A 22,963-nucleotide genomic window follows, 5' to 3' on the forward strand; every position below is an offset into this window, starting at 1 on the left:
TTTGCGGCGATCATTCAAAAAGCGAGTATTCGCCTTGAGGATGCTCTCTCTTACGATTGCTAAAGTCTCGCTGTACGAGCACTGAATAGGCAGCAGGTTTATTTGTTATGGGTTCAGCTTAGTTGGAATCAGCACATATAATTATTTCGCAGGTATGCTGAAAGGCATATCTCTTTGTGCTGAGAAAATTTGAACATTTAAATAACGTAATGCAAAAAACTGTGGAAACAATCACTACTCTAGTAAGTAGGGGATTATTTTCATAGTTTTTCTATTTTTAAATGAGAAAAATTCAAAGTTTCAGTCATTGTTTTTCCGACATTCTTTACAAAGACTAAAATAAAAGATTCGAATAACTATAAGACCTTGTTATTGATTGTAGAAATTAAATTGTATAGTTGATTAAAGGACGTTTGTAATTAATGAGGGATGTTTTTAAATAATCAGCGTTGTTTTGAAAGTAAGAGGGGAATGGGAATAGTCAAGTCAATCTTTATTGAGTTAACTCTGCTTTTGATTAATCATTGCACCATATTTATGTTAAAATTTTAGTAGTAAAACTTTTTCAAAACTGAGATGTGAAATTCCAAATTTAGTCAATTGGACTTAATCATATTTGTGAACAATTATACAATAGAGGCGTTTAAAGTGACAACAACTAATATAGAATAATGCTTGATTTTCATTATCAAACTGAAACCAAAATCAAAAAGGAAAAGGGGAAATTATGGAAAAGAAAAAAATTGGAATTACTGAGACGGTACTAAGGGACGCTCATCAGTGTTTAATGGCGACACGGATGAGACTTGAGGATATGCTGCCGATATTATCGACACTCGATGCAATCGGCTTTGATTCTGTTGAGTGTTGGGGCGGAGCGACGTTTGATGCTTGTGTTCGTTTTTTAGGTGAAGATCCTTGGGAAAGATTAAGAGCAATCAAAAAGAGTATGCCGAATACGCCGTTGCAGATGCTTCTACGTGGTCAAAATATCTTAGGATATCGGCATTATGCAGATGATGTGGTCGAAAAATTTGTCGAATTATCTGCTGCAAATGGGATAGATATTTTTCGGATTTTTGACGCGTTAAATGATGTGCGGAATTTACAGACCTCTTTGAAAGCTGTAAAAAAAGCAGGAAAAGAAGCACAACTGGTATTGGCTTATACGATCAGCGATGTCCATACGATTGATTATTATGTCAGACTTGCCCAAACCATGGAGGGGATGGGCGCAGATTCGATTTGTATCAAGGACATGGCTGGGATATTGACGCCAGCTCATGGCTATGAGCTGGTGAGTCGCTTAAAGGAAGCGATCCATTTGCCAGTGATTGTGCATACACATTCGACTAGCGGTGTCTCCTATATGACTTATGAATCAGTGGTTAGAGCTGGGGCAGATCGAATCGATACGGCGATCTCTCCCTTTAGTGAGGGAACGAGTCAGCCGGCAACGGAGTCGATTGTGATCGCTTTGAAAGAAGAAGGTTATGAAATACCTTTGGATATGGATAGCCTACAAGAAGCTGCGAATCATTTTCGTAAAATTAAAGATAAATATCTGGATGATGGGCTATTGAACCCTAAGATGCTGACACCAGATCCGAGAGCGTTAATCTATCAGGTGCCGGGTGGGATGTTGTCAAATATGACCTCGCAATTACAACAAGCAAATGCGCTGGACAGATACGAGGATGTGCTGACAGAAGTTCCAAAGGTTCGCGCAGAATTAGGCTTTCCGCCGTTAGTTACCCCATTGAGCCAAATGGTCGGGACTCAAGCAACTATGAATGTCATTACAGGTGAACGTTACAAAGTAGTTTCAAATGAGATCAAGAGTTATCTAGCTGGTGAGTATGGGAAATCTCCGGTAGAAATCGACGAAGATTTTCGTCGTTCGATCATTGGTGACACAAAAGTCATTTCTGATCGTCCAGCCGATCATTTATCGTCAGAATTTACTTCTTTACAAGAAGAGATTGGTTCACTGGCGAAAAATGAAGAAGACGTATTGATATATGCCTTATTCCCAGAAGTCGGTAAGGAATTTTTAGAGAATCGAGCAAAGAAAAATGACGAGTTAGTAAAAGTTTCTGGATATTTGTAAAGGTGGGAGGTAATTATGCAGTATTCGATAGTAGAAATATTACGCTTAACAATCTTTTCGATGGCGGTCGTTTTTCTGATTCTGACATGTATCATGTTGCTGATCATGGGGATCGCAAAGATTTTTGCGACAACAGAAGATACCTCAAAACCAATCCTTCAACCAGAAAAGGAATTAGACACGAAGGAATTATTTGAACAGGATCCATTAGCAAAAGTCGCTGCGATCACCGCTTTAGCGGAAGCCAGTGAAGATGAATCGGGAAAAAAATTCAAAATTTCGACGATTAAACGTGTGAAATAAGTGAGGGATGGATAATGAAAAAATATGAAGTGACAATTAATGGACAAGTGTATTTAGTTGAATTGAAAGAAATTACCGATGAAGAAATCGTCCAGCAGGAGGCAACAACAAAAAATGCTGAACCTACAAAACGTACCGTGACGAATAATGATGAAACACCGGTGCCTGCGCCAATGGCAGGTAAGGTGCTGTCTATCGCAGTCAAGGTTGGTGAAAAGATAAAAAAAGGGGATACTCTCTGCGTATTGGAAGCGATGAAGATGGAGACAGCAGTTGTCGCGCCAAAAGACAGCGTCGTTATCAGTATTGATGTTTCAAAAAATCAGAATGTGGAGTCCAATCAACTGCTTATGGTGATTTAGGAGGAGAATTATGAGTGAAATAATCAATCAAATGATCGAAACTTCCGGCCTCGCTAATCTAACTTTTAACAATCTATTTATGATCGCTTTGGCTTGTTTGTTCTTATATCTAGGCATTAAAAAGCAGTATGAACCCTATTTAATGATTCCCATTTCCTTTGGAATTCTCTTGGTGAACCTGCCGCTTGCAGGATTGATGACCCAAGGTGGAGATGGTAGTCCAGGTGGCCTGTTATATTATCTGTATCAAGGAACCAATCTAGGCATCTATCCCCCATTGATATTCCTTTGTTTAGGTGCAGCGACCGATTTTGGACCACTTTTAGCAAATCCGAAAACGATTTTGCTGGGTGGAGCCGCTCAGTTTGGTATTTTCGCTGCTTTTTTCTTGGCTGTACTGTTGGGGATGACTCCGCAGGAAGCCGCGTCGATCGGCATTATCGGTGGGGCAGATGGTCCAACGGCGATTTTCTTAACAACCCGTTTAGCACCTGAGTTATTATCCGCGATTGCATTGGCTGCATATTCGTATATGGCATTTGTTCCGATTATTCAACCGCCGATCATTCGCCTATTGACGACTGAAAAAGAGCGTAAAGTAAAGATGCAGGAATCACGTAAGGTGAACCAAAAAGAAAAGATTATTTTTCCGATCGTGGTCACGATTTTTGTCAGTTTACTGGTACCGAGCGCGACGACCTTGATTGGGATGCTGATGCTGGGAAACCTAATTCGGGAATGCAAGCTGGTACCGAATCTTTCAAACACGCTGCAAAATTCCTTGATGTACATCGTGACGATCTTGTTGGGAGTGACGGTCGGTGCTAAGGCGGATGGCGATTTATTCTTATCGGTAACAACACTGAAAATCATTTTCTTAGGATTACTCGCCTTTGCTATCGGCACAGCAGCCGGCGTATTATTAGGAAAACTGATGTACCGGATGAGTGGAGGGAAAGTGAATCCAATGATTGGCGCTGCTGGAGTTTCCGCTGTTCCGATGGCAGCCCGTGTCGTGCATAATGAAGGGCAAAAAGAAGATCCAAGCAACTATTTGCTGATGCACGCGATGGGACCGAATGTGGCAGGGGTAATAGGTTCTGCGGTGGCTGCAGGAGTACTCTTAGCATTTTTCAGTTAGCTAGAAAGCTAGAGTGTAACTTCTTAATTATCAGGATTTTTTGTATTACAGTATTAATAAGGATTATCAAACTATCTAAGAAAAAGCCTGTCGAATGACGGGCTTTTTGCATTTAGAATACTATATATTTATATTATAAATCTTACTATTTCTGTAAAAAGTTTGTGTTTTAATAAATGAAATTTAGTGAAATAAAAAATAGGAAAAGTGCTTTTGTTTTAATCAATTTCTCCCTTATCTTGCTAGGTTGTATCTATTTGAGTATACTGATTAAATGAGCTTTATGGCTTTTATCTTGAAGTAAGAGATCTTGACGAACCAATGAGAAAGTATGGTTTTAGTGACTATCTTTCAGATTCATCAGATAGAGAAAGGGTATATACATGGAACGAATGAAGGAATTGCTCGCGGAGAAATTTGGATATACTCATTTTCGAAAAGGGCAAGAGGAGATTATTCAAAAAATTTTACATAAAGAAAATGTCTTGGGCATTATGCCAACCGGTGGAGGAAAATCCATCTGTTATCAATTGCCGGCATTGGTTCTGGAAGGCTTAACTTTAGTGATTTCACCTTTGATCTCTTTAATGAAGGACCAAGTAGACAGCTTGAATGAAGTTGGTATTCCAGCAGCTTTTATAAATAGTACGTTGTCAACCCTGGAAATGAATGAACGGGTCAGAAAAGCCGCACGCGGCGAAATCAAATTGTTATATGTTGCCCCAGAACGTTTGGAATCTGCGGATTTTCGGGAATTGTTACGCTATGTGCCGATTGAACTTTTGGCTGTTGATGAAGCCCATTGTATCTCTCAATGGGGACATGATTTTCGTCCCAGCTATTTAAGGCTAGCGGAAACGATTCAAAATTTTAACCAGCAGCCAACGATCATCGCCTTGACGGCCACTGCGACACCGCAGGTTGCGGATGACATTTCCCGTTTGCTGAATATTCCAAAAGAAAACGAAATCAAAACGGGTTTTGCTCGAGAAAACCTGTCGTTTCAAGTCATCAAAGATCAGAAAGACTTGTATTTGTTGGAATATTTGAAGCTAAATAAGGGACAATCCGGGATTATTTACGCTTCGACTCGGAAAGAAGTGGAGCGTTTGTATCATCTACTGGATCATCATGAATTCTCCGTTGGGAAATACCATGGTGGACTGAATGATAGTGAACGTCAGAAGAATCAAGAGGATTTTCTCTTTGATCGAATCGAGGTAATGATTGCGACAAATGCTTTCGGTATGGGGATCAATAAGAGCAACGTCCGTTTCGTTATTCACGCTCAAATTCCAGGAAATCTAGAATCTTATTACCAAGAAGCGGGCCGAGCTGGTCGTGACGGGCTGCCAAGTGAAGCAGTCTTGCTTTATGCTCCACAGGATCTTCAGGTGCAAAAGTTTTTTATTGAGCAATCACAATCGGAGACGACTTATCAGCAAAATGAATATACGAAGCTAAGAGAAATGAACCAGTATGCCCATACACAAATGTGCTTGCAGCGCTTCATCTTGAAGTATTTTGGAGAAGACCAGCCAGATTGTGGCAAATGCAGTAACTGCTTGGATGAGCGGGAGCAGGTCGATATCACCACCGAAACGCAAAAGGTCTTATCATGCGTGAAGAGGATGGGAGAAAAATTTGGTAAAGCGTTGGTTGCAAAGGTTTTAACTGGATCAAATGATCAGAAAATTAAGCAATGGCGTTTTGAACAGCTGCCGACCTATGGATTAATGAAGGAGTATTCGCAAAAAGAAGTATCTGGTTTGATTGATTACCTGACTGCCGAACACTATTTGGTCCCGTCAGAAGGACAATATCCTTTGCTATCTGTTTCTGAACAGGGCATTTCTGTTCTGTTAGGCAAGCAGGAGGTTTATCGTAAGCAAGCACCCGTTAAACAATTGGTCGCGGACGACGAGCTGTTTGAAAAGATGCGCAGTTTACGCTCGCAGCTGGCACAAGAAAAAAATCTGCCGCCATATGTCATTTTCTCGGATAAGACATTGACCGAGTTGGCTGAGAAGCAGCCACAAACATCGCTGGAGTTTTTACAGATCAAGGGTGTCGGAAAAAGTAAGCTGGATAATTACGGCGAACAATTTTTAGCTCTTTTAAAAAAAGAAAACTAATCAATCCAATTTTAAAAGCATTGACTGCTCACCTCAAAGTAAGCAGTCAATGCTTTTTTGATTATCAGTTTGTCTCAAAGATTTGAGGAACGATCGCATCAAGCCTCAACACCTCATCTTCAGAAAGAACCTTTCCATCCTTTCGCCAAATGTTGATCCGTCGCTGTTCCTTTTCAAGGGCGTAATTCTCTGTTACATACTTAGCACGCGGATCATTCAAAAATTTTTTTATGAATTGTGCCCGCAGTTGACTAAGTGTTAGACCGTGTTCTCCTTGTTTAAAAAATGGTGATTCGTAATGGTAAACGCGTTGGTCATTTGAAACCGTTCCTCGCATAATAATCTCCTTCGATCCGTTTATTACCTCTATTCTAGCAGTGAATCACAGGATAAAAAATAGCTTTTTGAAAGTTAATAAAAAAATTAGCTAATACCTTTTTTGGCTAAAATAAATAAATTAATTGAATCAAAATATTAAAGATAAGGCTGGATAAATGTTTGATAATCTGAAACTAAACAATTAGGAAAAACAAAGTTCTTTTGAATATCCTTTGTTGATCAAAGCTTCATTAATCCATCCTTCTATTTGATAGACAAGTATAAAAATAGATACAACCAATTTACAAAAAAAACGGTCGGAAACATCTCAAATTTTGAAGGAAAATAAGGTGCGTTCTGCCCGAGAAAAAAACAAAGTCAAAAACCGGTCACGAACACGGTGAACAAATTACTTAGAATCCGATTTCCACTTTCAAACGTAAAGCAAATCAAAAAAAGACTTTCAAAGTATAAAGTTTTAGCGGGAAAAACTTTACATTTTGAAAGTCTGAGATTTTTTTGCGACTAATCATCTCTAATCGTCGTGATCTTAAAAATGAATGCCTGGGAGAAGGTTTGAAATTTCTCAACCAGTCGCTTTTCAACGCTTAAGATCCGATTGTGCCAAGCTTGAAAAAGTGTTTTGATTTTAACATGTTTATAAAATTGCACACGAATGAAATCCATCAGCAAAACAGTGATCCCACCCGCAAATCCGCAATTGTATAAATTTATTCCAGCAGTTAAATATTGTGTGTTTCTAGTGATTAAGCTAAAAATTCCACCAGCAAGTGTCCCAGTTAGCAAGCCGTATTTACGTGTCATAGGTGAAAGTGTGCTAGAAAACAGGATGATCACGATATTATTCGTCGTGGCGACATCTTGGTAAAAAAACATAGCAGTCAGAAAAACACCTAAAGCCGGGAAAAAGAAGTAGCGAAACTTGAAATTATACATACTAAAGCCGGCGAAGGTTAAGATCGCCCCTACTAAAATACCGCTTAAAGGAACGTTTAACACTAAGGTAAATGCCACTGCAAGATAGCCATACAAAGAAAAGCGGGCGATTTTTTTTAAATCTAAAAGTAAATGTTTGGATTGATCCATGTTTCTTCGACAGATGGACTGGAAAATGAGAAATGGGACAGTAAACAATACAAGTAAAAAATAAAGCAACGCGTGGTGATGTTCAAAGGAAAGAGCATGAGGCACGATTTTTATCGCTAAGACATTTCTTGTAGTCAAATTTCCAATGACACCAATAAAACCTGCAGAAAAGCCCATGTTGTAAAGATTCAATTCCTTCGTGTGGACTTTCAAAAATTCGAAGATCGGCAAAATCGTATAGCCGATAATTAAGCCTGCTAGGAAAGCAAGGATGATGTTTGAAATGAAAAAATGATCTGGCGCACTGTAGATTGTGCTGACGATTGGTGAAAGGCAGGTACTCAAAAGTCCCATCACTAATAAATCCTGTCTACCAGAATGATGGATTCGTAAATACAGCAGACAGCCCAGAATAATTGGTGCTGAATTGACAATGTTTTTGCCAAAAAACGAAAAGCCGGAAAGCATCATGATCATTGAAACAGTGAGGGAACAAAAATGATGCTTATGCTTTCGCAAGAGAAACAGGCTGCTTAATGTCAACAGACCGCTATTAAGAAAGGCAGCACCAACTCCAGCGATATGAACGTAATCAGTGATGAGATTGCTAGGTGAGCTGATAATCCGCTGCATCCCACTGATCAGTTCTTGCGGACTAGCTAGAAAAAAGGCAGCAAATGTAATTGCTAGTCCATAAGACAATAAAAAAATGAAAATGATATTTGTTGAATGTAATGCTTGTTTCGTTTTTTCCAAAGATTCACACTCCTCTAAGTGACTTGAACGACTGTTACCCCCATATTTTGTATCTCAGTTAAAATATCTTCTGAGCCAAATTGATCCGTGATCAAATAATCAAAGGCAGAAATATCAGACATCTTAAACTTTGAAGTGACTCCGACTTTGCGATGATCTGCAACCAAGATCTTGCATCTAGTCGCACGTTTGATCATTATTTCGTTGATCGTTGCCTCATTCATAGTTTTGGTCGTGACGCCATTTTCTAAATCAATCCCACTGCAGCCAACAATACACACATCAGCATTGATCGCAGACAATGTATTGATCGCAACATCGCCAACTAACGCTTCTTTGGGATAGCGCATTTCGCCGCCTGTCAATATATAATTGTAGCTGGCATTTTGTGGTGAATAATTGATTTTCAAATTATTCGTTATGACCGTTAAATGATCAACATGCAGGAAATCAACGGTCTTCAATGCTGTCGAACTCGAATTGATAAAAATCGTGTCGCCATCATGAATGAATTTACTGGCTTCCTGAGCAAGTATTTGTTTGATGCGAACAGGACCTGAATGTTCATCTTCTAGCTTGTTTTCATAATTGAACATACAATAGCCGAACTTACGAATGATATCATTTTTTTCCTCAAGTAAATGCAAGTCGCGGCGAATCGTACTAAGAGATACGTCCAATGCTTCAGCCAATTCTAAAGTGGTCATATGCTCCTTTTTCTCTAAAATATCTAAGATGTCGTGATGACGTTTATCAATGTTCATGATTGAATTCTTCATTAAAAAACCTCCTATATAAAACGTTTGTCAATCTTTAAATTAAAAGAAAACGGTTTTATATGATTTTATTATACATTTTTATTCGCCAGATTGATATAAAAATCCATAAAAAAATCAATCAATCATATAGAGAGAGCTGATGGAGAGTTTTATGAGTAAATCTACTATTTCTCTTATCATTTACGACTTGAGTCCTATTTCATTACGTATATTTTAAGGGTAAAATATACGTAACAAGTTACCTATTAGAGCAGAATCTTGGAGTGATGCAAATGAATATCGAAAGTTTAACTGAAGCCTATAAAACAGGACGGGATAATCAGCAACGAGCTATTTTCGCTAGTTTGTTCATTTTGGGGAACAGGCTGCAAACCTCCTTTGATAAGGTAGATCCTTTTGTGACGGTAAAGCAATTCATGGTATTGATCATGATCAAGCAAGTTCCAGAAAAAGTTTTGGATTTAACTAGCTGCGGAGAGTTGTTAGGCTGTTCAAGACAAAATGTAAAAAAACTTGCTTCTGCATTAGAAAAAAAGGGGTTGATCACAATCAGCCGCAATCAAAAGGATAAGCGAAGAAGCGACCTATCAATGACTATGGAAGGTGAGCGCTATTTTCAATCAGTTGCTAAATTGCATAGCAAGGCACTCGGTGCAATTTTTGAAGGCTATTCAGATGATGAACTTGCGAGCTTTTTTACAATTTTAATGAAAATGTACGCAGGGGTAGAAAGGCTGGAAGCTATAGAGGTCGAAGAACAGGGAGGAAAACAGGATGAATAGTTTCGTACTATACGCAACCAAAAAAGGAAGTTCCGAGATTTACGCCAAAGAATTTGCACGAAAAAAGAACTATCGATTACTTAAACGGGAGCAGGCTTCTACAGAAGATATTGCTGGTAGCGACAAGATCTATTATTTTGGCAGTGTCTATGCTGGAAAAGTACTGGGTCTAGAGGAACTAAAAAGGGAGTTCCCCAATAATAATCTCACGGCTTTTCCGGTTGGTTTGTCATCGAACAATGATCAGGAAAAATTGGCTGAAATTCGCGATAATATCATGAGTGTGTTTCCTCAAGCGGAGATTATTCATTTGCGAGGACGTTTGATCAAGGAACAATTGAGTCTGCCAGAAAAGCTGATCATAAAAATGATCAGCAAAGCCAGTAAAAAGAAAGCCGCAGAGGACAAATTAGATATTGAAAAAGCCATCGAACAGGTTGTAGATAATGGAAGCGTTGATTGTATTGATTTAGCTGTATTAGAAGATATTCATTAATATCAGGAAAAAGGAGCGGGAAATGGAATGGGAAAGAGAATAATTATTATTTTGATCGTCATAGTGCTACTTGTTGTGATCGTGAAAGTCGGAGCCGGTATATTGACAAAAAGTACTCTGAAGAAAGTAAAAGTCAATGAAGTGAATATAGCACAAGTGGCGGATGGGGAGTATGAAGGAAATGCGCGAATCAACCCGGTCTCGGCGAAGATCAATGTTAGAGTCGAACTTGGGAAGATAACAGATATTGAAATCAAAGATCACATGACAGGTTTAGGAAAGAATGGCGAGAAAATCATCGATCAAATCATCAACAAGCAAAGTTTGGATGTTGATGCCATCAGCGGCGCGACTCAGAGCAGCGTGACGATTACGAAAGCCGTCGAGGATGCTTTGACAAAAAAAGATTAATAATCTGCTTCATTTTTTAATTGATTGAATTTAATTTTTTTACTAGCTATAATAGACTTATCAAATGAGAAAGTAGTCGATTGATATGTTCTATGTCATTTACAATAAAGTATGCATTGAAATTTGCTCCGCACAATCTAATACGATGAAACATTGTACGGAGCCTAATTTCATAAATCTTCATCAATCATAGAGTGTCGTCAGAAATAGGTTTATCTCTGGCTTATTCTCTATGTTTATAAGATTTTAAGGCCATTGACAGTGTTTTTGTCAATGGCCTTTTTATGTGTTTTCAAATGCATAGAAGATCATTTCATCGGTGATCTTTTTTTGCAATAGATAATTTTTAAAGGAATGAATAGAACATGAAAAATTTTAATGATTTAACAACAGGTAGTGTTACGAAACAACTAATTCGTTTTGCAATCCCACTTTTTTTAGCAAATTTACTTCAATCCTTTTATAATATTGCGGATATGCTGGTTGTAGGAAGAATCGTCGGAAGTACTGGTGTAGCAGCGATAAGCAATACTTCATCATTAGTTTTTATCATTAATGCTATTTGTATGGGAATTACGATGGGCGGTACTGTGATGATCGCGCAGTACCGGGGAGCGAAAGATGCACAGGGACAAAAAAGGACTGTGGGGACGATCTATTCAATGACAGCAGTGATCGCAGTTATGATCACTATCGCCGGTCTCTTGCTAAATAAGCAAATTCTGACGTGGATGAATGTTCCGAAAGAAGCTTATCAAGATGCTTGTGAGTATATGTTGGTGATTTTTATCGGCACAATTTTCGTTTTTGGTTATAATGCCACTTGTTCAATTCTACGTGGATTTGGCGATTCCAAGAGTCCATTGTACTTTGTGATGGTGGCTGCAGCGATCAATGTTTTCCTAGATTATCTGCTAGTCGGACCATTCAAACTCGGTACTGTTGGGGCTGCTTATGCCACAATCATTGCCCAGGCTATTTCATTCGGCATTTCGGTCATCTATTTAAAAAAACAAAACTTTATTTTTGATTTTAAATTATCGAGTTTTAAAATCGAAAAAGATACGTTATTCAAGCTTTTGAAAGTAAGCTTGCCTACTGCGATCCAAATGACAGTCGTTAATATTTCCTATTTGATTATCGCCGTTATGATCAATGACTTTGGAGTGATCACTGCTGCCGCTGCCGGTATTGGTTTAAAGATCAACACTTTTGCAGGCATGCCTTGCTGGGCGATCGGACAGGCGGTTACTACAATGGTCGGGCAAAGCATGGGGGCGAAGCTTCTTCATAGAACAAAAAGAATTGCTAAAACGGGCTTTACAGCGAGCTTATTGGTTTCCTTGGCAGCAGTCGTGTGTATTCAATTATTTGCGGAACCGCTAATTGGACTATTTGATCCTTCCAATAAAGAAGTGCTGGCGGCTGGTGTTATATACTTAAGAATCTGCTGCTGTTGGAATAGCTTGTTTTATGCGACGATGTACAATTTCGATTCATTCGCGGTGGGCGTCGGCTTTGCAAATTTAGGAATGGTGAATGCACTTTTAGATGCTCTACTGATTCGTTTGCCTTTGTGTTGGTTCTTAGGAACCTTACTAGAATTTGGTGTGAAAGGTATATATTGGGCTCAGGCATTATCACCGATTATTCCAGCATGTATTGGTTTGATCTACTTTTTAAGCAAAAAGTGGTATGATCGAAGATTAGTCTAAAAATAGAGTGCCTGTTTCTATTAATGAGAAACAGACACTCTATTTATTCATTAAGTCATTTACAAATAATACTTAAACAGGTCAGGCAAATCTACTCGTACAAGCTCCTCGGATGCTAAAACAAGGTGATTTTTTGAATCATAAACTGTTCCTTGATGATGGATCACCGACAGACCGCTTTGAACATTGAATAACTGCGCTTCGGAATCCGTTAGCTGACTGATACCAACTTGATTCATTCCTTTAAATTTCGGTTCGATTTTATGGGCAACAAGTACCTTATACAACGATCCAGATAGCTCACTCTCAAATAAAAAAGTAAAATCTAGAGGTAAATAATTCTTCTCCAACATGATTGCAACGCCATCTATTTTTCGTAGACGCTCGATCCTGATGCCTTTTTCAGTACTAAACAAAGAGTTGAACTCAGCAGGTATCGCCACTTCTTCAACCGATAGAACTTGTGAAGTAAGATTTTTACCTTGTTCTAAACAAACTTCAGTCAATGATAGGCTTTTCTGCATTTCTAGATTTCGGTTTTTTACAAAGGTCCCTTTGCCTTGTAGGCGTGTTAGATAGCCTTCCTCCACCAGCTCATCAATTGCCTTCCTTACTGTAATCCGACTAACATTGAAACTCTTCTGAAATTGAGCTTCTGAAAGGAGTTTATCTCCTGCAACCAACTTCCTATTTTCAATTTGTCGGAGGATCGCTTCCTTGATTTGTAAATAAAGAGGTTTGTTCTCATCTAATATTTTTTGAGACATTGTTACACCGCCTTTTCTTAATTATAAACAATTAGAAAAAATAGATCAAGTGTAGTACAAGTTAGCTAAATAGTTATAAACACGTATTGACATGTGTATCAACATGTATTAAACTCGTCATATCGATAAGTAGGAAATGGCAAGATGAAGGAAAGGAAGAAATAGTATGGGAATTAAAGAAATAGTGGAAGCGATTAACGAAGAAAGGCAGTCAGTTGGAGGAATCAAAAATGTGGTCTGGCTGGCAGCAGGAGGAAGCTACGGCGGTTTTTACCCTGCTCATTACTTCTTGGATCAAGAATCACAGGTAATTCGTTCAAAAAATATCACGAGTAATGAGTTTGTCAAAGCACCACCGGTTTTTGTTGGGGAAAATACATTAGCGGTGGTTTGCTCCATGCGGGGGACACCAGAAACGATCGAAGCAGCGAAAGTAGCAAAAAAACGAGGAGCAGCGACAATCGCCTTATATATTGATGAATCCGAATTGACAGAGGTTTGTGACTTTAAATTGAACTACGATTCAGTTGCTCTCGATGACAGTGACTTTTCAAAAACAAATGCTGCTTATGGTTTACTGATAGCGATGGTAGTGATGGATACTGTTGAAGGCTATGAACATATGCAAACAGCAATGCAGAGTTTTGAAAAAGTGGACGCTTTATACAAACAAGCAGTCATAGATATTCGAACAAAAGCAATAAAATGGTCTCTTCAGAATCGGGAATCTAAATCAATTCATGTGATGGGCAGCGGTGCGGCGTATGGCGCGGCATACATTTTTTCAATCTGTAATATCATGGAAATGCTTCAGATTGATTCACCTACCGTTAATAGTTGCGATTTCTTCCATGGACCTTTTGAAGTCATTGATGGAGAAACATCTGTTTTCCTTCTGATGGGAGAAGGCGGCAGTCGGCCAAATGATGAGCGAGCCGCTCGCTTTTTACAGGAGTTCGGAGGAGAAAAAGTATTTGTTCTCGATTCACGAGATCTTGGCTTAGACAAAATTGATCCAAAGGTCGCTGAACATTTCAACCACCTAATCCTTTCTCCAATTCTAAATAATGTCTTTATGAGAGAGTTGGCTTATCAAATCAAAAAGGATTATACGACTCGTACCTACATGTGGAAGGCAGCCTACAACTAAACAAGATGACCCAGTGATTTTGAAAATTGCTGGGTTCTTTTTTTTAGAGTAAACAAGAATTTTCCCCATGCTATTATAGAAGAAAAGTCCCATTTTGATGATTTTCATTTTTTTCCTTCTTATACCATTCGCTATCTATGGCAACTCATGTCCTATTTGTAGTTTATCGACAAAAAAATCCTTCAACACTCTCTCTACACATTATTTTAGAAAAAATGGAAGTGTTGGAAGGAAGTGATAATCCCTAATACACCAAGCTTTTTGACCTGCAACAGAAGTTGGCACGATAGTTGCTACTATAAAAGTGAGAATAGTTATGAAGAATATCAATTCAACTTTGCCAGTAATTCTTTACGTTTTGTCAGGTCTACTTCCTGCTTTAGCAGTTTAGTAGAATGATATGTCTTCGAAAGTCCAGATAAACTCTTTTAAGAATTTATCTCCATAATTTAGAGAAGACTAGCGTATTTAGAAGGATGGTATGCGTACGAGCTAGCTTAATGCTGGTAAGTACACGCTTTAATTGAATGATATTTGGCATTCATAACGAATAAGGAGGATAGGGAATGAACAAGATTATTTTAGCGAGCCACGGAGAATTTTCGCAGGGACTAAAGCAAACAGCATCGATGATCATTGGTGATGAAGGAAACATTTTTGCTTTATCCGCTTTTCGTGATGAGGATGAACCGATCAAAAATCAGGTAGAGCATCTACTTGAAGAAATCGGCTATGATGATGTCTATCTTTTGACAGACATTTTCGGAGGCAGTGTGAATAATGATCTGCTAGCGATTCAACAAGAGCATTCGGAAGTACATTTATTAGCGGGTATGAATCTGCCGCTTGTGATCTCCATTGCAACTCAAGCCGGGAAGATCACCGCGGAGCAGTTGGACATGATCCTTGAGGAAAGTCGCCGAGGATTGATTGACTGCAAACAATTATTAACAACCAAAATAAATATTGGAGGTGACGACTTATGATTAAACTAGTTCGAATTGATTATCGCTTATTGCATGGACAGGTGGTGTTTTCTTGGACCAAATCGCAGGGGATCAATCGCATCATCGTAATCAACAATGAAGCGGCTACTGATGAGTTCAAAAAGATGTCATTGAATTTAGCGAAGCCGACTGGTGTGAAACTCAACATTTTCACAGTCGATGAAGGCTTGTCTAAAATGGCTAAAGTAGAAACTCTAAAGGAAAATATTATGCTGATTTTTGGCAACACCAAGGAAACGCTGGCCTTTTGCGAAGCTTATCCGAAAATCAAGGAAATCAACTACGGCGGGATTCCTAAAACGAATAATGGAAAGCAGTTTGGCAGTGCGATTTTCTTAAATGACGAGGAACAGACAGAAGCACGAAAATTGAAGGAGATGGGGATTAAACAATTTATGCAGCAGATACCAACCTCTAAATCAGAGGATTTAAATAAATTACTTTAAAAGGAGGGCTTTAAATGTTGGTTCAATCAATAGTCTTAGGATTGATTGGTGTGTTTGTCATGTTGGATTCCCGTTTGTTAGGCCGATTGAATTTTGAAAGGCCATTGATCGTTGGAACTCTCGTCGGGTTGGCACTGGGGGACTTGGAAAAGGGATTAATCGTTGGTGCGTCAATCGAACTAATCTCTCTGGGAGTTGTTCAAGTCGGAGCCGCGGTACCTGCGGATATGACTTTAGGTGCAGTAATCGCCACCGCTTTTGCTATTTTATCTGGTTCAAATGCAGAGACGGCTTTGACAATCGCTATTCCCATCGCCATTTTAGGACAGCTGTTAGGAATTTTAATGCGCACCGTTTTAGCAAGTTTGACACACCGAGCCGATTCATTGATTGAAGAAGGAAAATTTAAGCGAGTACAGCATATTCATATCGTGTGGGGGACGATCCTCTATTCATTGATGTACTTTGTACCGATCTTCTTAGCCATCTACTTCGGTACTGACCTGGTTAAGTCGATTGTTGACGCGATTCCAGAATGGATCACGGATGGTTTGAGCTTGGCAAGTAAGTTATTGCCAGCGTACGGGTTTGCTTTGCTGCTGCAAACCATGCTATCAGTCAAAATGATGCCATTCTTAGTTTTGGGCTTCTTGATAACTGCCTATTCAGGCTTAGGAATTACTGGAGTAGCATTATTTGCAGGTATCGTCGCATTCGTCATGTATCAAATCGAAGCGAATAAATCTGGTGGTGGCGGAGGTTCTGCTGAAGAGCCTGATGCATTGGATGATCTATAAAAGGAGGTTAATAAAATGGCAAAAGAAAAGGATCCAAATTTTCGCAAGTATTGGCAATTCTTCTGGCGTTCTTGGGCGATTCAAGATTCTTGGAACTATGAGCGGGCTATGAATATGGGTTTTCTCTATGGAATCGCTCCAACGTTAGACCGTATATACAAAGATCCAAAGGACGAAAAGTTGAAAAAAGAAGCTTATCAACGTCACATGCTTTATTACAATTGTACTCCACAGACTAGTGCCTTTGTATTAGGCCTATCAGCTTCGATGGAAGAGCAGTATTATGCTGATCAAGAGGGCTTCAATCCTGATACGATCAACTCAGTCAAAACATCATTAATGGGACCGTTATCTGGTATTGGCGATTCCTTCTTCCAAGGAACGGTTCGGGTATTGGCATTTGGCTTAGGAATCAATTTAGCACAGCAGGGGAGTATTTTAGGTCCGATTTTAGCAATGATCATTTCCTTTGTCCCATCATTTTTAGTGACCTACTACGGTGGGAAATTCGGTTATAACATGGGGAATAAGTATTTAACAAAACTATATGAAGGCGGTTTGATGGACCGTGTAATGTATGTTTGTTCGATTATTGGTTTAATGGTGATTGGTGCGATGATCGCCAGCATGATCGGCATCACTACTCCTATCAAATTTGGCAAAACATTTGTTCTGCAGGATGTTTTAGACAATATTATGCCGCAGATGTTGCCCTTTGCTTTAACAATGCTGATGTATTGGCTGCTGCAAAAGAAAGTAAATACGAGCATCATGTTGTTGATATGTATTGTAGGCGGTTTAGTTTTAAGTGCTTTAGGAATTTTTGTTTAACTATGGTAGTTGGAACAGAGTTTTGACAAAAAAGTCAAAGTGATGTTTCTCTAAATAAAAGAAAACTGAGGAGGAATTCAGAAAATGAATTCAACGATGGAAGCAAAAGATATTATCAAAGAGATCGTGGGGAAAACGGAAGTAAAACATATTGTTTTCGTTGGCTGCGGCGCATCAAAAGCAGATTTGTATCCAGCAAAATACTTTTTAGACCAAAATGCGAAACAATTACGCATTAGTCACTACACAGCCAACGAATTCAACTTTGCGACACCAACTTCGATCAATGAGAACACGGTCGTGATCTCGGCTTCACTTGGAGGGGCAACTCCAGAAACAGTAGAAGCCAATGCGATTGCCAAAGATAAAGGTGCTACAGTTATTAGTTTAACACGAATTATTGACGCACCGTTAACAAAAGATGCAGATTATGTTATCTACCACGGATTTGCTGAAAACTATGCAGCGAAGCTTGAAAAAACAGGTTATTGCTTACTATTAGCAGTAGAGCTGTTGAATCAAGTGGAAGGCTACGAACACTATGATAAGATGATGGATGGATTTAGTAAGATTTATGATTTAGCCCAAGAAAGCGCAGAATCAGCGCGCAAGGCGGCAAAACAATTTGCTCAACGCTTCAAAGACGAAAAAGTTATTTATATCATGAGCAGCGGAGCTACCCATGAAGTAGCCTACTCATCATCCGTTTGCTTAATGATGGAGATGCAATGGATTAACTCAGGAACGTTCCATGCAGGTGAATTCTTCCACGGACCTTTTGAAATTGTTGACAAGGATGTTCCATTCATCCTACTGATGAATGATGGGAAAACACGTGCAATCGACTCTCGCGCCTTAGCATTCTTGGATCGTTTCGATGCGAAAACGGAAGTAGTAGATGCACTGGATTATGGGTTGTCAGCATTTGTCGAAAAAGAAGTATTGGATTACTTTAACCCATTTGTGATCACTGCCGTATTCAGAGTCTACGCTGAAGAACTATCATATGCGAGAGAACATCCATTAACTAAACGTCGCTATATGTGGAAACTATCTTATTAATCAGATAGTTTATGGAGAAAATCAAAAAAATTATCCTTGACTAGTCGCAGAAAGCCTTGCGGAAAAACTGAGATACTTATTCTCAGTTTTTTCGCATTCTAAAAAAATGAAACCTCACAACAATGAAAATGCTATACAATAGAAGCGAAGGTACAACAAATCGATTAAAGCAGGTGATATAGAATGAAAAAGGAATTAGATGAGTATTTATATGACTTAACGACAAATATGAAGGAATGTCCTGAAGAAAAATTCTCAGCGAATAAGATCGCCGAGTCTCTGCAGCTAAATCGAAGTACCATCAGCAGCTATTTAAATCAAGCCTTTCGTGATGGGGAGTTAGTAAAAATCAAGAGCTATCCAGTTTTATTTCTACATAGAAAAGCTTTAGAAGACAACGCTATCCAAGTAGCAAAAGTCGAGTATGAATCAATGGAAGAGCTATTCATGAACGGTAAGGGAAATGCGATTGAGGAAATCATTGGCGCCAATGGAAGCTTAAAAGAAGCAATTGATCAAATCAAAACAGCGGTATTGTATCCTCATAATGGTCTGCCTATCTTATTAATGGGTGTAAGCGGATCGGGGAAGACTTTTCTAGCGGAAAAAATTCATGAGTATGCCAAAGAACAACAGGTGATCGATAAGAAAGCTCCATTCATCGCTTATAATTGTGCGCAGTATTTCAACAATCCGGAATTATTATCCTCCGCTTTATTCGGTCATACGAAAGGAGCCTTTACTGGGGCAGACCATGAACATAACGGCTTAATTGAAAAAGCAGATGGCGGAATATTGTTCTTAGATGAAGTGCATCGATTGTCTGAAGAGGGACAAGAGAAGCTGTTTACATTTATGGATACCGGTGAATTTTCTCCGATGGGAGATACTAGTATTCGACGGAAAGCAAAGGTGCGTTTGATCTTCGCTACAACTGAAAATGTCTACTCTGCCTTTTTGCCGACCTTTTTGCGGCGTTTACCAGTAATCGTAACATTGCCAAAATTCCAGAATCGGCCACAATCTGAGCGGTTACGACTGATTGATTCCTTCTTCATCACGGAAAGCAGTATTTTAGAGAAAGAACTGCAAGTTTCTTATCAGATGATTGATTTTCTGTTGAATAGTGATCTTGAAGGAAATGTTGGAAAAATCAAGAATATCATCAAATATGCCTGTGGAAATGCATACGTTCATCATAAGAATGACCAGACGATCATTGTCCGATTAAAAGATCTGCCCTTAGAATATAATCTGAAATTCAAGGAACAATTCAGCAAGCCCAAGAAGCGAATGTCTGATCGTACTTATCTGCCAAATACTAAGCAGCAAGTCCACCTAGAAAGTAAAGAGACCCAGCTGTTGCGAAACTTTTTCGGAGAAGTGATTACCGATTTTAAAAAGGTTCAGCAAAAAGAGAGTCTAGCGCAGGAATTTATTGAAGAGAATGTTAGTCGTGTCACACAGATGATGGATGAGTTTATCTTTCAAGGTACCTATGAAAAAGAAGAATCACTATACTCTGTACTGACTTATCATATTCGCCAAACGTTGGATATGATGTATGAAAATTATGGGTTTGAACAGGATGGAAATCGAGTGGTTTCTTTAGCAAGCTATCTCTATCTAAAAGATAATACGGATATTTTGGGCAGCCATTATGAGTGGCAGCAGCAAAAAAATGAGCTGCTGGAATTTTTGGATTCCTTTTTAGAAACCCCGTTTTGGTATGCAAAAAAAATGTTGACCTATTTATCACAGCAATTGGATCAGCAATTATTAGAAGAAGATATCGTTTTTGTAACCTTCTATTTTTATAGTTTGCAGATCAGTGACCTGCCTAATGATGTGAAATGTATCGTATTGGCTCATGGCTATTCCACCGCCAGCAGCTTGGCGAACGTGGTGAATCGAATGCTAGGTAAAAATGTTTTTCAAGCATATGATATGCCAATCAACATCACTCTTGACAAGGTGGAGACACAGATCATCCGTTACATCAATGATTATCGAACGGATTCGGGATTGATATTATTGGTGGACATGGGGTCCTTCAATCAACTGGGAGAACGTCTGTCTAATCATATTAAAAGTCCTCTAGTCATTATTGATAACGTTAGTACACCTTTAGTACTTGAGGTTGGTGAGCATATCATCAATGGTGATAGCGTGACGGAAGTATATGAAGCGATCACTGTAGAAAATCGCATCCAAAAGCAGCTGATCATTCCCGAACTCAACAAAAAGAAAGCAATTATCACTTGCTGCTACACTGGAATAGGCAGCGCCACACAGATTCAAGAGATCCTGCAAAAGTGCTTAGGCGATTCGGCTAAAGAATTGACGATCCTGCCTTACGATTACAAGAAATTATCAGAGAATAAAATGTATGAAACCCCATTCCAATTGTATGATGTCCTGATGATCGTTGGCACGGAAAATCCTAAGATCAATCAAGTTCCTTATATTGGTTTGGATCAACTAATCAATGGTGAAGCTGTTGAAGAATTCGCGGATATATTACACGATCAAGTAGATATTGATAGTGACGCCTTCAAGAGTCAGTTAATTTTTAACTTTTCAATCAACAAGATCGTAGAGAACTTAACAATTCTAGATGCGACAAAAGTACTGCGTTTGGTTCAAAAAGCTGTTAAAGAACTCGAAAAACTAATGAATATCGAATTTTCTAACAATCAACTATTTTTACTCTATATGCATTGCTGCTCGATGATCGAACGTATCTTGCGCAAAGAGAGCGTTGATGAACAAGAGGACATTGAAAAATATGTACAAGCGGAAGGTCACAATATGGAATTGATTCATCAAGCCTTCAAGGAAGTTGAGAAGGAGTATACCATCGAACTTCCATTACTAGAGCTTCGATTATTGAATGATATTGTAAAGGAATAGGTGAAAGAATGAAAAAGGCAGTAATTTTTGATATGGATGGGGTATTGATCGATAGTGAGCCCTTTTACTTTAAGCGTCGGATGAATTTCTTCAAGGAAAAGGGAATTCATCCTGGCTCCAATAAATTTGAGGATTATGTTGGGAATTCTGAAAAACAAACGTGGGAGATGCTGGTGCCAGAAAACGAAGAAAAACAAAAAGAATTACATCAAGAATATCTGAAGTATAAGCAGCATCACGGAATTGATTTTACCAAAGCGCTGCGAAGCTCAGTTCCATATGTATTGAATATATTAAGTGAAAAAGGTGTGTCACTTGGCTTAGCCTCCTCTTCGCCACGAAATGAGATTAACAAAATGCTGACAGATTGCCAGCTTGAAAAGTATTTTTCATTCACCATCAGCGGAGAAGAGGTGACAGAAAGCAAACCAAATCCGGAAATATATTTAATCAGTCGTGAGCAGTTAAATTGTGAAAGCTATTTAGCGGTAGAGGACTCGACGCTGGGTATCGCCTCCGCAAAGTCTGCTGGTATCTTCACAGTCGCTTTAAAGCAAGTTTTTTCGATGGATCAGCACGCAGCAGACATCATCATAGATAAGTTAGAGGAGCTTCTTGAATTACCCCAATTAATAAAATAGTCATAAAGAAATTCTTCAATGAATCGTTTGAAGAATTTCTTTATGTGTTTTTAGTTGCAAAGAAAAATCATTTATTATAGAATAACGTCAATCAATAATTACGCATTGAAGAGAAGAGTAATTGACCGTGAAACGATTAAAGAGACCCTTGTCAGGTGAAAAGAGGGATCGTGGAAAATCAATGAAGATGAGCTCTGAGCATTCTGCTTGTTCACGCAAGCCGAACGGAAAGCGACCGTTATATCGCCTGGTATATTTGTACCGTAGAGGTATTGTCTGTGAAGAGAATACGAACAAGGGTGGTAACACGAAAATATTCGTCCCTTTATTTATCAGTGATCTGGTAAGTAAAGGGACGGATATTTTTTTATTTGTCAAAAAGTATTAAGGAGAGTGTTTGTATGAAAAAGTTTAGTTTCGCTATAATGGTTTTAGGGTGTTTACTATTTTTAACAGCCTGCGGTACTGGTTCAGCAACAACGCAACATAAAATTAAGATCGGAGCTTCACCAACCCCTCATGCTGAGATTTTAGAGCATATCAAACCAGAGCTGAAAAAAGAAGGTATAGACCTAGAAATAGTGAAATTCGATGATTATGTACTTCCCAATAAAGCGTTAGAAAACGGCGATATCGATGCCAACTATTTTTCAACGGTCCCATATTTTAATTTGCAAAAGAAGGAAAATGGCTACAAATTCTCAAACGTAGGCGCCATTCATTTAGAGCCGATGGGTATCTACTCACACGAAATAAAAAAAGTTAGTGATATTCCAAACGGTGCCAAGGTGATTGTCTCTAATGTCCCATCTGAATGGGGACGAGTTCTCAATATCTTTGTGAAAAATAATCTGATTAAGCTTAAATCTGGAGTAGCGATTGATAAAGCAACCTTCGATGACATTATCGAAAATCCAAAAAAACTAGTTTTCAA

The 22,963-nt window shown here is 38.8% G+C and carries 22 protein-coding genes and 1 other annotated feature; of the genes, 18 read left to right on the forward strand and 4 right to left on the reverse strand.

All coding sequences use genetic code 11. The features are described from left to right. Window positions 1-727: 727 nt before the first annotated feature. The 5 genes from AC4J95_RS19040 to recQ all read left to right on the forward strand — a co-directional run bounded on the left by AC4J95_RS19040 (window position 728) and on the right by recQ (window position 6,051). Entirely contained in the window at window positions 728-2,110 is a 1,383-nt protein-coding gene (locus AC4J95_RS19040) for an oxaloacetate decarboxylase subunit alpha (RefSeq protein WP_494551204.1), read from the forward strand. A 15-nt stretch (window positions 2,111-2,125) separates the two neighbouring features. Continuing rightward, window positions 2,126-2,413 carry an OadG family protein gene (locus AC4J95_RS19045; protein ID WP_316403409.1) on the forward strand — a complete coding sequence of 96 codons (288 nt, stop codon included), beginning with the start codon at window positions 2,126-2,128 and terminating at the stop codon, window positions 2,411-2,413. A 14-nt stretch (window positions 2,414-2,427) separates the two neighbouring features. Beyond that, a complete protein-coding gene (locus AC4J95_RS19050) occupies window positions 2,428-2,775 on the forward strand; it encodes a DUF2118 domain-containing protein (RefSeq protein ID WP_316403410.1) in 348 nt (115 codons plus the stop codon). 10 nt (window positions 2,776-2,785) lie between these two features. Next, the gene (locus tag AC4J95_RS19055) at window positions 2,786-3,916 is read left to right on the forward strand and encodes a sodium ion-translocating decarboxylase subunit beta (protein WP_494551205.1); all 1,131 of its coding nucleotides are present in this window, start codon (window positions 2,786-2,788) and stop codon (window positions 3,914-3,916) included. Window positions 3,917-4,299: 383 nt separating this feature from the next. Next, window positions 4,300-6,051: a DNA helicase RecQ gene (gene recQ / locus AC4J95_RS19060; protein ID WP_494551206.1), complete on the forward strand. Its 1,752-nt coding sequence runs from the start codon at window positions 4,300-4,302 to the stop codon at window positions 6,049-6,051. Between the two features lie 64 nt (window positions 6,052-6,115). On the opposite strand, the gene AC4J95_RS19065 is transcribed toward recQ, so the two are convergent. The 3 genes from AC4J95_RS19065 to AC4J95_RS19075 all read right to left on the reverse strand — a co-directional run bounded on the left by AC4J95_RS19065 (window position 6,116) and on the right by AC4J95_RS19075 (window position 9,011). Then, entirely contained in the window at window positions 6,116-6,388 is a 273-nt protein-coding gene (locus AC4J95_RS19065) for a hypothetical protein (RefSeq protein WP_494551207.1), read from the reverse strand. A 506-nt stretch (window positions 6,389-6,894) separates the two neighbouring features. After that, window positions 6,895-8,232: a DUF1576 domain-containing protein gene (locus AC4J95_RS19070; protein WP_494551208.1), complete on the reverse strand. Its 1,338-nt coding sequence runs from the start codon at window positions 8,230-8,232 to the stop codon at window positions 6,895-6,897. Window positions 8,233-8,246: 14 nt separating this feature from the next. After that, window positions 8,247-9,011, reverse strand: coding sequence for a DeoR/GlpR family DNA-binding transcription regulator (locus AC4J95_RS19075; protein WP_494551209.1), 765 nt, complete (start codon window positions 9,009-9,011; stop codon window positions 8,247-8,249). Between the two features lie 272 nt (window positions 9,012-9,283). On the opposite strand from AC4J95_RS19075, the gene AC4J95_RS19080 reads away from it, so the two are divergent. The 4 genes from AC4J95_RS19080 (at window position 9,284) to AC4J95_RS19095 (ending at window position 12,415) form a co-directional block, all read left to right on the forward strand. Further along, window positions 9,284-9,793 carry a MarR family winged helix-turn-helix transcriptional regulator gene (locus tag AC4J95_RS19080; RefSeq protein WP_494551210.1) on the forward strand — a complete coding sequence of 170 codons (510 nt, stop codon included), beginning with the start codon at window positions 9,284-9,286 and terminating at the stop codon, window positions 9,791-9,793. Further along, entirely contained in the window at window positions 9,786-10,289 is a 504-nt protein-coding gene (locus AC4J95_RS19085) for a flavodoxin domain-containing protein (protein WP_494551211.1), read from the forward strand. Before AC4J95_RS19080 ends, AC4J95_RS19085 begins: the two co-directional genes overlap by 8 nt. 27 nt (window positions 10,290-10,316) lie before the next feature. Beyond that, on the forward strand, window positions 10,317-10,700 hold the full coding sequence (locus AC4J95_RS19090) for an FMN-binding protein (RefSeq protein WP_494551212.1): 384 nt from the start codon (window positions 10,317-10,319) through the stop codon (window positions 10,698-10,700). Window positions 10,701-11,065: 365 nt separating this feature from the next. Continuing rightward, complete coding sequence (locus tag AC4J95_RS19095) at window positions 11,066-12,415, forward strand: MATE family efflux transporter (RefSeq protein WP_494551213.1); 1,350 nt, start codon at window positions 11,066-11,068, stop codon at window positions 12,413-12,415. Window positions 12,416-12,474: 59 nt separating this feature from the next. On the opposite strand, the gene AC4J95_RS19100 is transcribed toward AC4J95_RS19095, so the two are convergent. Beyond that, window positions 12,475-13,182 carry a GntR family transcriptional regulator gene (locus AC4J95_RS19100; RefSeq protein WP_494551214.1) on the reverse strand — a complete coding sequence of 236 codons (708 nt, stop codon included), beginning with the start codon at window positions 13,180-13,182 and terminating at the stop codon, window positions 12,475-12,477. 166 nt (window positions 13,183-13,348) lie between these two features. On the opposite strand from AC4J95_RS19100, the gene AC4J95_RS19105 reads away from it, so the two are divergent. The 9 genes from AC4J95_RS19105 to AC4J95_RS19145 form a co-directional block, all read left to right on the forward strand. After that, a complete protein-coding gene (locus tag AC4J95_RS19105; protein WP_494551215.1) occupies window positions 13,349-14,332 on the forward strand; it encodes a sugar isomerase in 984 nt (327 codons plus the stop codon). Between the two features lie 566 nt (window positions 14,333-14,898). After that, window positions 14,899-15,318, forward strand: a complete 420-nt coding sequence (locus AC4J95_RS19110; protein WP_494551216.1) for a PTS sugar transporter subunit IIA — start codon at window positions 14,899-14,901, stop codon at window positions 15,316-15,318. Next, window positions 15,315-15,785 carry a PTS sugar transporter subunit IIB gene (locus AC4J95_RS19115; protein ID WP_494551217.1) on the forward strand — a complete coding sequence of 157 codons (471 nt, stop codon included), beginning with the start codon at window positions 15,315-15,317 and terminating at the stop codon, window positions 15,783-15,785. Before AC4J95_RS19110 ends, AC4J95_RS19115 begins: the two co-directional genes overlap by 4 nt. 14 nt (window positions 15,786-15,799) lie before the next feature. Further along, window positions 15,800-16,582 (forward strand): PTS mannose/fructose/sorbose/N-acetylgalactosamine transporter subunit IIC, encoded by a 783-nt coding sequence (locus AC4J95_RS19120; protein ID WP_494551218.1) that lies wholly within the window; start codon window positions 15,800-15,802, stop codon window positions 16,580-16,582. Between the two features lie 15 nt (window positions 16,583-16,597). Beyond that, window positions 16,598-17,413, forward strand: a complete 816-nt coding sequence (locus AC4J95_RS19125; protein ID WP_494551219.1) for a PTS system mannose/fructose/sorbose family transporter subunit IID — start codon at window positions 16,598-16,600, stop codon at window positions 17,411-17,413. An 84-nt stretch (window positions 17,414-17,497) separates the two neighbouring features. Continuing rightward, window positions 17,498-18,475: an SIS domain-containing protein gene (locus tag AC4J95_RS19130; protein WP_494551220.1), complete on the forward strand. Its 978-nt coding sequence runs from the start codon at window positions 17,498-17,500 to the stop codon at window positions 18,473-18,475. Window positions 18,476-18,658: 183 nt separating this feature from the next. After that, window positions 18,659-21,388 carry a sigma 54-interacting transcriptional regulator gene (locus AC4J95_RS19135; protein WP_494551221.1) on the forward strand — a complete coding sequence of 910 codons (2,730 nt, stop codon included), beginning with the start codon at window positions 18,659-18,661 and terminating at the stop codon, window positions 21,386-21,388. A gap of 8 nt (window positions 21,389-21,396) precedes the next feature. Continuing rightward, entirely contained in the window at window positions 21,397-22,029 is a 633-nt protein-coding gene (locus tag AC4J95_RS19140; RefSeq protein WP_494551222.1) for an HAD family hydrolase, read from the forward strand. A 96-nt stretch (window positions 22,030-22,125) separates the two neighbouring features. Then, window positions 22,126-22,357 (forward strand) — a binding site (T-box leader). 73 nt (window positions 22,358-22,430) lie between these two features. After that, window positions 22,431-22,963: MetQ/NlpA family ABC transporter substrate-binding protein (locus AC4J95_RS19145; RefSeq protein ID WP_494551223.1), on the forward strand; the 533-nt coding region annotated here is incomplete at its 3' end.

Source organism: Enterococcus sp. GPZ-007 (assembly GCF_059374735.1).